Annotated in this window: 7 protein-coding genes and 1 pseudogene; 6 read left to right on the forward strand and 2 right to left on the reverse strand. The window is 70.9% G+C overall.

Translation table 11 applies throughout. From position 1 onward, the window contains the following. Positions 1-1154: 1154 nt before the first annotated feature. Positions 1155-4253, forward strand: coding sequence for an AfsR/SARP family transcriptional regulator (locus IEZ00_RS34960; protein WP_189227640.1), 3099 nt, complete (start codon positions 1155-1157; stop codon positions 4251-4253). Between the two features lie 125 nt (positions 4254-4378). On the opposite strand, the gene IEZ00_RS34965 is transcribed toward IEZ00_RS34960, so the two are convergent. After that, positions 4379-6259: a glycoside hydrolase family 5 protein gene (locus IEZ00_RS34965; RefSeq protein WP_229796403.1), complete on the reverse strand. Its 1881-nt coding sequence runs from the start codon at positions 6257-6259 to the stop codon at positions 4379-4381. Positions 6260-6528: 269 nt separating this feature from the next. Here IEZ00_RS34965 and IEZ00_RS34970 point away from each other — a divergent pair, with 269 nt between their 5' ends. Further along, positions 6529-6888, forward strand: a complete 360-nt coding sequence (locus IEZ00_RS34970) for a Rossmann-fold NAD(P)-binding domain-containing protein (protein WP_189227641.1) — start codon at positions 6529-6531, stop codon at positions 6886-6888. A gap of 31 nt (positions 6889-6919) precedes the next feature. On the opposite strand, the gene IEZ00_RS34975 is transcribed toward IEZ00_RS34970, so the two are convergent. Continuing rightward, entirely contained in the window at positions 6920-7312 is a 393-nt protein-coding gene (locus IEZ00_RS34975) for an ATP-binding protein (RefSeq protein WP_189227642.1), read from the reverse strand. 207 nt (positions 7313-7519) lie between these two features. Here IEZ00_RS34975 and IEZ00_RS34980 point away from each other — a divergent pair, with 207 nt between their 5' ends. The 4 genes and pseudogenes from IEZ00_RS34980 to IEZ00_RS38275 form a co-directional block, all read left to right on the forward strand. After that, positions 7520-8008 (forward strand): MarR family winged helix-turn-helix transcriptional regulator, encoded by a 489-nt coding sequence (locus IEZ00_RS34980; protein WP_189227643.1) that lies wholly within the window; start codon positions 7520-7522, stop codon positions 8006-8008. A gap of 73 nt (positions 8009-8081) precedes the next feature. Continuing rightward, positions 8082-9491 carry an MFS transporter gene (locus IEZ00_RS34985; protein WP_229796404.1) on the forward strand — a complete coding sequence of 470 codons (1410 nt, stop codon included), beginning with the start codon at positions 8082-8084 and terminating at the stop codon, positions 9489-9491. 296 nt (positions 9492-9787) lie between these two features. Further along, positions 9788-10741, forward strand: a pseudogene (locus IEZ00_RS38270) (glucuronyl esterase domain-containing protein); the annotation flags it as partial. A 255-nt stretch (positions 10742-10996) separates the two neighbouring features. Next, a partial coding sequence (locus tag IEZ00_RS38275) for an endo-1,4-beta-xylanase (RefSeq protein WP_373293259.1) occupies positions 10997-11724 on the forward strand: 728 nt, incomplete at its 3' end.

Here is an 11724-nt window from a genome sequence, read left to right on the forward strand (position 1 = left end):
TGCGGCCACCCCTCGGTATACGCGCTGTCCGGTGCCACCTTGTCCTGGTTCCTCATCGCGGGATCTCCCTCACCATCGGGCTGTGCCATCACCTGTCCCACTGGCAGGGCGGGAAAGGCTCCGGGCGTAGCGGTATGAAACAGATCAGCAATTCCCGCTCGAGCCGGAACTGGTGCTCATCGCGGGCCTTACAACAGCTGCGTACTCAATGGCAAGTCCTGCTTCGCCGGTCCGCGGCCTCACGGTGGTCGAAGCCTGCGGTGGCGCCACGCGCGAGCTGTGGTCGCGGCCGGGACGCGGGTGGGCGAACTCGGCGCCTCAGCAGGGCGCCCACCGCGGTTCCCGCGCCAACTCGAGCACCGGGCGCGGCCCACTCTGCCGAGAGTGCACCCGGTGACCGTTCCGATGGGGACGCACCTCAACCACAGGGGTATTCTTTAGGACAATTACTCGATTTGGCGAACGTCGGGCGCGACAGGCCCCGGCGCCGTGGTGAGCCGCTCCGAATCTCCTGCCGCGAATCCCCACCCCGTGCCCAACCCCGCTGCCCTCCATCCGCTGTGGTCCTGCTCCACACGGCCGAAGGTGCCGGCCTCTGGTACCGATCCGTTCCCGGAGCCGTCCCGGTACGCGCGGGCGGCTGGAATCGAACCAGTGCCCGCCGCTCCGATCACGTTCACCGGCGAACCGGGTGTCGAACCGGACGCCGGGCCGCGCGAGCCGGAGCGGGCCGTCGGCGCGGTGGTGGCGGACGCGCCGCCGGCTGGCGACCTCGTCGCCAACGGGCACGATCCGGTGAGGAGAAGCGACCGGGATGGCGGGGCGCACCGGTCCGACCAGTAAGCCCGCCAGGAAGCCTGTCTGCCCCTTCGGGCACTGATGGCTCAGCTCGCCCGGTCTCACCACAGGTGACCGGGTACTCCATGTCGCCGTCAGATTACCTATAGTGGTCAGAACCTGGTAGGCGTGCTTGAATGCGATGGTGATCGATCCTACGGTGTGCGCGCCGATACTCTCGGGCCGGAGAGTCGCGGGAACGTCCCCGCGGCACCCTTCGTGAGAAAGCCGCTCCCGGTTTCGACCGCCAGGCACGGCCGGGGTGGTCCCGGCGCCCCCGTCCCCCGCCGACAGAACCGTGACAACCAGGTGCGCGCATGACAGCTCTGCCCCGCGACGGCCACGCAGGTGTCCAGCACCACGTCCCACAGGCATCGCGGTTGGAGTTCAAGGTCCTCGGCCCGCTGGAGGTGCTGGGTGAGGAGGGTCGGGTCAACCCTGGTGGCCGCAAGCAGCAGCACGTGCTGGCCACACTGCTGCTGGCCAGTGGCAACATGGTTCCGGTGGACCGCCTGGTGGAGGCCGTGTGGGCGGGCAGGCCGCCGACCACCGCGGCGCACCAGGTCCGCAAGACGGTCGCCGACCTGCGCAGGCGGCTCGGTGACGAACTGATCGTCACCGACGGTCCCGGCTACCGCTTGGTGCTGTGCGAGGAGCAGCTCGACCTGAACCTGTTCAACCTGCGCATGGCCAGGGCCGCCGAGGCGATCGCCTCGAGCCTCGCCTCCAACGCCGCCGCGCAGCTGGACCTGGGGCTGCGGTTGTGGCGCGACTCCGCGCTGTGCGGTCTCGGCGGACCGGTGCTCGGCCCGGCCATCGTGCAGCTGAACGAGCGCAGGCTGGTGGCCTGCGAGCAGCTGAACGAGTTACGGCTCGCGCTGGGCGAGGCCGCGTCCGTGCTGACCGAGCTGCGGGCGATGGTCGAGCAGTACCCGCTGCGGGAGACCCTGCACCGCCAGCTGATGATCGCCCTGTACCGGACCGGCCGCCAGGCCGAGGCCCTGCGCGCCTTCGCCGACGCCCGCGCCCTGCTCGCCGACGAGCTCGGCGTCGATCCCGGCCCCCAGCTGCAGCGGCTGCACGAGCAGATCCTGCGCGGCGACCTGGACACCGGGCTCGAACCGGTCGAGCGGGCGATCAGCGTGGTGAACACGACGGCGGAGCACGCGCCCACGCCGAACACGCTGCCGTACAACCTGCCCGATTTCACCGGCCGGGCGGCGGAGCTGACCGACATCGTCGCCTCCGTCCCCCCGGTCGAGGACCGGGCGCTGACCATCATCGCGATCGACGGCATGGTCGGAGTGGGCAAGACCTCCCTGGCGCTGCACGCCGCGCACACCATTGGCAACGCTTTCCCGGACGGGCAGCTGTTCGTCGATTTGCGCGGGCACGTCGAGGGCATCGAGCCGATCAACCCGACGGAAGCCCTGGAGCAGTTGCTGCAAGCCATCGGCGTGAGCGGTGAGCAGATCCCCAGCGACCTGGCCGCGCGGTCGGCGATGTGGCGGGTGCGCACCGCGGGCAAGCGGATGCTGATCGTGCTCGACGACGCCACGGGCATCGAGCAGATCCGGCCGCTGCTGCCCGGCGCCGCGAGCTGCCTGCTGCTGATCACCAGTCGCGCCCGCATCACCGACCTGGACGGGGTGCACGCGCTGACGCTGTCGCCGATGTCCAAGGAGGACTCGGTGATGCTGGTGAGCAGGATCATCGGCGACCGCAAGGTGGAGGAGTCCGGCAGCGCGGTGACCGAACTGGTGAAGGCGTGCGGGCACCTGCCGTTGGCGCTGCGGATCGCGGCTACCCGCTTGCAGACCCGTCCCACCTGGACGGTCAAGGACCTGGTGAACCGGCTGCGCAACGAGGACCAGCGGCTCGACGGGCTGACGCTGGGCAACCGCAGCGTGTCCAGTGCGATCGAGCTATCCTACCGCAGGCTGCCCACCGAGCACCGCAGGCTGTTCCGGTGCGTGGCGCTGACGCTGGGCAACGACTTCGACACCCGCGTCGCGGCCGCGATGACCGCCGCGTCGGTCCCGCGCACCGAGCGCCTGCTCGAGGACCTGCTGGACGCGCAACTGCTCATCCAGCCTCGGCCGAAGCGCTACGCGATGCACGGACTGCTGCGCGAGTACGCGCAGCAGGCGCTGCGCGCGGAGGAGTCCGAGGCAGAGCGCGCCGCGATCTTCCAGCGCCTGCTGGACTACTACCTCTACACCGCGGAGGCGGCGGCTTCGCGCATCCACCCCGGCCGCCGCCGTCTCGCGCTGGACGTGCCCCCGCCCACCACGGGCTCACCGGAGTTCGACAGCCAGGCGGCCGCCCTGACCTGGTTCGACCAGGAGCAGGACGGGCTGTTCGCCGCGGTGTCCCACGTCGCCGAGCAGGGACCGGACCACCACGGCAGCCACCTGCCCAGGGCGATGGCCAGCTACCTGCAGATCCGGGGCAGGCTGCACAACCACATCGGCATGCTGCGCAAGGCACTGAAGTCGGCGGCGCGCACCGGGGACCAAGCGCTGAAGGCGATGAACCTCGGGGCGCTGTCCTCGGTGCAGTGGCAGCTGGGCCAGTGCACCGAGGCGTTCGACAACATGTGGCGTGCCCTGTCCATCGCCGAGAACTCGGGCGACCGCGAGTGCGAGGGCGAGTGCCTGAACCGGATCGGTCTGCTGTCAGAGGCGGTCGGGCGGTACGAGGCCGCGCGGTCGTTCCTGCAGCGCGCCCTGTCCATCCACCGGCAGACCGGCAACCTGTTCGAGGAGGGCCTTGCGCTCAACTCGATCTGCTCGGTGCACCTGGCGATGGGCCGGTTCCAGCTCGCGGGCGAAGCCGCCCGCAGCGCGCTCCTGCTGCACCGGCGGTTGGGCCACCGCGCGTACGTGGTCAGCGCCCTGCACTCGGTGGCCACCGCCGAGCTGCGGCTGCACCACCACACCGAGGCGCTGGCAGTGCTGGACACGGCGGCGGAGACGGCCCAGCGCATCGGGTACCGCTCCGGCGAGGCGATCGTGCTGACCCGCCGAGCGGACACCCACCTGGCCATGGGGATGCTGGACGAGGCGTACCGGTGCGGCATCCGCGCGCTGGAGCTGGTCTGGACCGTCCAGGTGCCCGCCTTGGAGGCCGAGGCGACCAACACCCTGGCGGCGGTTTCCTTCGCCTTGGGCGACTTGACCACCGCGATGGCCCGGCACCGCAACGCGCTGGACATCGCCAGGCGGGTCCAGCGACGCATCGAGGTCGCCAGGGCGATGGAGGGGATCGGCCTGGTGTCCGCCGCGCTCGGCGAGCATGAGGAAGCCGCTCGGCAGTGGCGGTCCGCTCTGCACCACCACATGGCGATGGGCACCCCGGACGTGTTCCGGTTGCGCAGCCGGATCACGGCCGTAGCGGGTCGCGAGGGCGCTTGACCCGCGTCCGAGTCGTGCGTTCCGCGCGGCGCGGGGTCTGGTGGGCCACCGCCCACCGCCCACCGCCGCCCCGAAGACCGGAGCGGTGAGCTTCCAGCTCCGGCGCCCGACACGTCCGGACCGGCTCAGCCGGGCACCCCCTGGCGGCAGTACAGGGCGTCGGGGCCGCGGTCGGAGAAGATCCGCCCGGTGTAGGCGATCCCGGCGATGTGCTCGTCCGAGGCGCACTGGCCCTTGTAGCGGTTGGGCGCGAACTCGCCGCCGGGGTCGCCGCCGGGCCGGTTGTCGCCCCGGTCGAACCACACGGCCCTGCCGCCGGAGCCCAGCGGGGTCGCCGAGCGGGCGCACAGCGCCGCGGAGAACGCGGCGCCGTTGAGGCTGTAGCCGACGACGTAGTGGTCGCGCGGGCACTGGACCTTGGTGTACCCGCCTGCCCAATCGGTGTCCACGAAGGACTCGTCGCGCACCGTGACGTGCGCCTGGGGGGTGGGTGCGGTTCCCGTGCACAGCCCTCGTCCGCCGACGTCGGCCAAGCCGATCAGCCGCTGACCGTCCGGGCAGACTCCCTTGCGGGCGCCGGGGTTCCAGTCGGGCTTCGCCCGGACCACCTTGGAAGCCTGGAAGTCCGCGTAGTCCAGGTTCAGCATCGACCACCGCTCGGTCGGCGGGACCTGCCCGGTGCGGCCCGTCGCGCCGACCAGGCGCCGCCACGCCGGACCGCGCCAGTCGGCGCTGTCGTGCACGCCGATCCGGTTCCCGGCGGCGTCCCACGCCAGCAGCGACCAGCCGTCACCGGAGCCGCCGTGCTGGCCGACCACCGGCCAGTAGGCGAAGTCGGCGTCGGCTTCGACGAGGATGTCGACGAACCGCTCGAACCAGTCCCGCGACTTCGGGTCGTCGTTGCCCCGCCCGCCCGCGCCGAACTCGCTGACCCACACCGGCGCGGTGAAGTGCTTCCCGGTCTCCGCCGAGACGTAGAGCGCCTGCCGGTGCACCACCTCGCGCAGCTGCTGCGGTGTGAGGTCCTGGTAGCGGGGGTCGCTGGTCTCCCCGATGCCGGTCGCCCCCGAGTGGTTCGGCCCGGTGTAGCCGTAGAAGTGGGCGGAGTACACCAGCTTCCCGGACTCCACGAGGGTGTGCGACAGCGTGCGCGCCGGCTCCAGGGTCGGCCTGCCGTGCGGGAAACCGTCCACCGGCAGCCCGGTCCAGTTGATGCCCTCCACGATGATCAGCAAATTCGGGTTGGCCTCGGTGAGGATGCGGTCGCCGACCCGCTGGCTGGCCCGCTGCCAGTCGTGGTCGTTGCCCCAGCCCCAGTTCGGGTCGTCGGTGACGTCGCGCCGCACCTCGTTGTACAGGTCCGCGCCGACCACCCGCTCGTTCCCGGCGTACCGGCGGGCCATGAACAACCAGTCGTCCTGCCACCGCTGTTCGGTCTGGCTGGTGTTCCACCGCTCGTTGCCGTCGACGCCGCAGCACCAGCGGGAGGTGTTCGTGTGGTTGTTCAGCACCACGGCGAAACCGCGCGCGGTGAGCCGTTCGACGACGCGGTCGTACACCTGCAGCGGGGTCATGCCGCGCAGCTGCGGGTTGGCGGGCAGGTCGGGGACGGGGCGGGAGTCGTGGATCATCTCGTTGGAGAACGGCAGGCGCACGCTGTTGAGCCCCAGGTCGGCGAACCCGTCGATGATCCCCTCCAGGGGAACCCGGTCCAGGTTGAGCGGTGTCTGGTGGGCCAGTTCGCGCACGTGGTGGTTCGCCGGGTCGTTCACGTCGCCCGAGCCGGTCCAGGTGCCGCTCGCGCCGTGCCAGTTGCCCGCCTTGAGCTTGAACCGGTTGCCGTTGGCGTCGACGATGTAGCGCCCTCTGGTGCTCAGCGGCCCGGTCCAGTCGGCGACGGCTCGGACGGCTTCGGCGGTGGGATCGGGCGCGGCCGAGGCGGGCGCGGTGGCCGTGACGACACCGGCGGTCAGCAGGACGGCGAGTGCGATTGGTCCGGACCTCACGCCCCGACCGTAGCGACACCCGACCGCCGTCCGCCACGGCTGCCGACGCCGGGCCGTTCACCGCTCACGACACCGGTGAATCTACAGAGAGAGACGTGATCGACAGCGGCTGACAGTTTGGGCGCATGGTGTCGGCGTGACGGTCCCGGCACGGAGGTATCCACGGACCAGGGCAAGAGCACCGTCATCACGGGGGCCAGCGACGGCATCGGCGCCGCGCGCCTGGCGGGCCGGATCGACCTCTACGACCACGACCACGACTTCTCCCCGTGCGGGCCTACAACGCGGCCAAGCTCGAGAACGTCCTGTTCACCAGGGAGCTGCACCGGCGCTACCACGCGCGGGGCGTCTCCGCCGTCGCGTTCCACCCCGGCAACGTCGCGACCAGCTTCGGCACCCGGTCCCAGAGCGGGCTCATGCGGTTCATCACCACCAGCCCCCTCACCCGCCCCCTGCTGACCATCCCGGCGAAAGGGGCGGGGCAACTGGTGTGGCCGGCCGAGAGCAGGCCGGGCGTGGACTGGCAGTCCGGCGAGTACTACAAGAAGCACAAGCCCGCCAAGCGGGTCAACAAGCAGGCGCGTGACGCCCGACTGGCCCGCGAGCCGTGGGAGCGGCTGCTGGGCTGAGCGCCCAGCACCGGGCGCGGGTCGGCGCCGGTCAACCGTGCCGGACTTCCGCCCACACCACCTTGTGGTCGCCGTGCGGTTGGCAGCCCCAGTGCTCGGCCAGCCGGTTCACCACGACCAGCCCGCGACCGTGCCAGGACTGGTCGAACCTGCCCAGGACCGGCAGCACGCCGGGACTGCCGTCGACCACCTCGATCCGGACGACCCCCTCGCGCGGGCGGTTCAACCGCATCCGCCGCGGGGAGTTCGCGTGCAGGCAGGCGTTGCGAGCCAGCTCCGCCGCGACGGTCAGGACATCCGCGAGCCGATCCCCCCGGACCCCCGGCACGGCGGAAGCGATCCTGCGCTCCAAGTCCGCCCGCGACAGCGGCTCGTCCGGGAGCTCCAGGACCGCATCGTCCCTGGGCAGGTCAACCGTGCTCATCACGCACCCTCCAGCGCCCTGTGTTCTCAAGACGCAAAGCAGATCGGTTATACCCCGCCGCGATTCGGTCGAAACACCAACGTCTCAACGGCGCCGCTCGCCGCAGCCGCCCGGCCGAGCCGCGTTTGGGGGTGGCTTTCACGACGACCAGGAGGAGACGCTCCACTGACGGATAATCCGCCGCTTTACCATCCGTAAACTGGGGCCATGTCAGCGATGGCTCCCGCCCGCACCGAGTCCGACCTGTCCTTCCTGCTCGACCGCACCAGCCACGTGCTGCGCACGCGGATGGCGGCGGCCCTGGCGGAGATCGGGCTGACCGCTCGGATGCACTGCGTGCTGGTGCACGCCCTCGAGCAGGAGCGGACCCAGGTCCAACTCGCCGAACTCGGCGACATGGACAAGACCACGATGGTGGTCACGGTGGACGCCCTGGAACAGGCGGGACTGGCCGAGCGCCGCCCGTCGAGCGCGGATCGCCGCGCCAGGGTCATCGTCGTCACCGAGAAGGGCGCCGAGGTCGCGAAGCGGAGCCAGCGGATCGTCGACGGCGTGCACCGGGAAGCACTGGGCGCACTGCCCGACGACGAGCGCGAGGTGCTGCTCCGCGCGCTGAACCGCCTGGTCACCGGCCACCTGAGCATTCCGGTCGCCGCTCCCCCGACCGCCCGGCGGGCCCGCGAGCGGGCCAAGTAGCCCCCAAACAGATTGTCTGCAACAAAACTATCTACTACGGTCTCTCCTGTCGCACCCGAGACAGGAGAGACCAGTGACGCCCACGCTCGACGCACCCCGCGCGAACCGCAGGACGGCGCTCGCCGTGCTGTCGGCCACGATGCTGATGACCGTCCTCGACGGCAGCATCGTCACCGTCGCCATGCCCGCCATCGGGCGGGACCTCGGCTTCTCCCCGGCCGGCCTGAGCTGGACGGTCAACGCCTACCTGATCGCGTTCGGCGGCCTGCTGCTGCTCGCGGGCCGCTTGGGCGACCTGGTCGGCCGCAAGGCCGTGTTCCTCGTCGGCAACGCCGTGTTCGCCGCGGCGTCGCTGCTGGCGGGTCTGGCCACGACGCCCGGCCTGCTCGTCGCCGCCCGCTTCCTCCAGGGCGCGGGCAGCGCGCTGGCCTCGGCGGTCGTGCTGGGCATCCTGGTCACGCTGTTCAGCGAACCCGGTGAGCGCGCCAGGGCCATCGGCGTCTTCAGCTTCACCGGCGCCGCGGGCGCGTCCCTGGGTCAGGTCGTCGGCGGCCTGCTGACCGATGCGCTGAGCTGGCACTGGATCTTCTTCATCAACCTGCCGATCGGCGCGGCCACCGTCGCGCTGGCCGTGCGCGCCCTGCCCCGCGACCGCGGCGCGGGTCTGGCGGCGGGCGCGGACGTGCCCGGCGCGGTGCTGGTGACGGCCGGGCTGATGCTCGGCATCCACACCGTGGTCGGCGTGGCGGACCACGGCTGGACCACCGCCCGCACGCTCGGCCCCGGCGCGTTGGCGCTGGCGCTGCTGGTCGCCTTCACCGTGCGCCAGGCGACGGCGCGCACGCCGCTGATGCCGTTGCGGCTGCTGCGTTCCCGCGCCGTGGTGGGGGCGAACCTGGTGCAACTGCCGACCATGTCGGCGATGTTCGCGTTCCAGATCCTCGTCGCCCTGTTCATGCAACGGGTCCTGCACTACAGCGCGCTGAGCACGGGTCTGGCGATGTTGCCCGCGGCGACGGCGATCGGAGGCGTGTCCCTGCTGCTGTCGCCCCGGTTGAACACGCGGTTCGGCGCGCGGAACGTGCTGCTCGTCGGCTTGGTGCTGCTGTTCGGCGCGATGCTGCTGCTGCGGACCGTGCCGGAGCGGGCGGACTACGCGACCGACCTGCTGCCGGTGATGCTGCTGATCTCGGGAGGCGGTCTCGTGCTGCCCGCGCTGACCTCGCTGGCCATGGCCGACGCCTCGCCCCGCGACGCGGGTCTGGTGTCCGGGCTGTTCAACACCACGCAGCAGATCGGCATGGCACTCGGCGTGGCCGTGCTGTCCACCCTGGCCTCGACCCGCACCGCCGCCGCCCTCGCGGCGGGGGCCACCCCGCCCGCCGCGCTGACCGACGGCTACCACCTGGCGTTCTCCGCCGCCGCGGCGCTGCTGGCCGCGGCCTTCGCCGCCGCCCTCCTGGCATTGCGCGCAAGTCGCTGAAACTTTCGAAAATCGAGCCGCCCGCAGGCTCGTCTCCGGTCGGACACCTCACCACTGGTAAGCGCTTTCACGATCAAGCGCAGACGGGGCGTTCCTCCCACTTCCTACGAATGCCAAGTGAGACCGGCAAAGGAGGGAATACGGACGAGCGCGTTGACATCTTTCGTAATGCTGGCCGAAACTTTAGACGATCAATCCCTGATCGTTGATCGCCGTTGCCATCTTCACCACCGTCTCAAAGGAGAGTCCTGGTGATCATCAGTTCGAGCCGCCCGCGAAGTCGTGCGGCGGTCGTCATGTTGGCGATAGCGGCACTCGTGCTCGCCGGAGCGGTGTTAGCGGTCACCCGCGTCAGCCCGGCCCGCGCCGCGGGCGAGATCGTCGCCGCGGCGGTGGAGGACGACGGCGCGGACTGCCCCGTCACCCTGCCGGGCTCCTTCCCCTCCAACTCCCGCCTGCCCGACCCCTTCACCAAGCTCGACGGCACCCGCATCACCAGCAAGAGCGACTGGCGCTGCCGACGAGCCGAGATCCGCGAACTGGCCGAGCGGCAGGTCTACGGCGACAAGCCCGCCAAGCCCACGACCGTCAGCGGCACGGTGAGCAACTCCTCCATCAGCGTCAACGTCTCCCACAACGGCCGCAGCTCCAGCTTCTCCGCTCGCGTGGAACTGCCCAGCGGCACCGGCCCGTTCCCGGCCGTGGTCGTCCTGGGCGGCTTCGGCGCCGACACCGCCGCCATCAAGGCCGCGGGCGCCGCGGTGATCAACTACGACCCCTACGCCGTCGGCCGCGAGGGCACCCCCCGCAACAACAAGCAGGGCGCCTTCTACAGCATCTACGGCAACACCAGCACCACCGGCCTGCTCATGGCCTGGGCCTGGGGCGTGAGCCGCATCATCGACGTGGTCGAGCAGTCCGGCGGCTCCATCCTGCGCCCCGACGCCTTCGGCGTCACCGGCTGCTCCCGCTTCGGCAAGGGCGCCTTCACCGTCGGCGTGTTCGACCAGCGCATCGCGCTGACCATGCCCATCGAGTCCGGCACCGCGGGCGTGCCCATCTTCCGCGGCATCCCCGGCGAGGGCGCGCAGAGCCTCAGCAGCGCCTACGGCGAGCAGCCCTGGTTCGGCGACGCCTTCGGCTCCTACACGAGCAACCCCAACAACGTCGCCGTCGACACCCACCAGATGGTCGCCATGGTCGCCCCCCGCGGCCTGTTCATCATGGACAACCCGCACATCGCCAACCTCGGCCCCCGCTCGGCCAGCGTGGCCGCCCTGGGCGGCGCCGAGGTCTACAAGGCCCTCGGGGCGGGCTCCAACCTGCTCTACCACTCCAACGTCTCCGACGGCAGCCACTGCGCCAACCGAGGCGAGTGGCGCACCCCGCTCCAGCAGGCCATCGGCAAGTTCCTCCGCAACACGGGCAGCTTCACCGGTGGCGTCAACATGCACAGCAAGGCCACCGGCAACCTCGGCCAGTGGCGCGACTGGCAGACCCCGACGCTGACCGACAGCACCACCACGACGACCACCACGACCACGAGCACGACGACCACGACGACCACCACCACCACGACCAACCCGACGGACCCGCCCGGTCCTGGCAGCACCCTGGCCGCCGCGGCGAACCGGACCGGTCGGTACTTCGGGACGGCGGTGGCGGCGTACAAGCTCTCGGACTCGACCTACACGGGAATCCTCAACCGTGAGTTCGACATGGTCACCGCCGAGAACGAGATGAAGATGGACGCGACCGAACCGGCTCAGGGCCAGTTCAACTACGGCAACGCCGACCGGATCGTCAACCAGGCACGGGCGCAGGGCAAGCGGATGCGCGGGCACGCGCTGGCCTGGCACTCCCAGCAGCCGGCGTGGATGCAGCGCCTGGAGGGCTCGACGCTGCGGCAGGCGATGCTCAACCACGTCACCCAGGTCGCGACCTACTACCGGGGCAAGATCTACGCCTGGGACGTGGTCAACGAGGCCTTCGCCGACGGCAGCAGCGGCGCACGACGCGACTCCAACCTGCAGCGCACCGGCAACGACTGGATCGAGGCCGCCTTCCGCGCCGCGCGGGCCGCCGATCCGGACGCCAAGCTGTGCTACAACGACTACAACACCGACGACTGGTCGCACGCCAAGACCCAGGGCGTCTACCGGATGGTGCAGGACTTCAAGTCCCGCGGTGTGCCGATCGACTGCGTGGGGTTGCAGTCGCACTTCAACAGCGC

It is taken from the genome of Saccharothrix coeruleofusca, from assembly GCF_014648515.1.
Taxonomy (GTDB): domain Bacteria; phylum Actinomycetota; class Actinomycetes; order Mycobacteriales; family Pseudonocardiaceae; genus Actinosynnema; species Actinosynnema coeruleofuscum.

Excerpts from the sequence above, each read along its gene's own strand:
- IEZ00_RS34960 (WP_189227640.1), top strand. The coding sequence starts at position 1,155 with ATGACAGCTCTGCCCCGCGACGGCCACGCAGGTGTCCAGCACCACGTC.
- IEZ00_RS34975 (WP_189227642.1), bottom strand. The coding sequence starts at position 7,312 with ATGAGCACGGTTGACCTGCCCAGGGACGATGCGGTCCTGGAGCTCCCG.
- IEZ00_RS34980 (WP_189227643.1), top strand. The coding sequence starts at position 7,520 with ATGTCAGCGATGGCTCCCGCCCGCACCGAGTCCGACCTGTCCTTCCTG.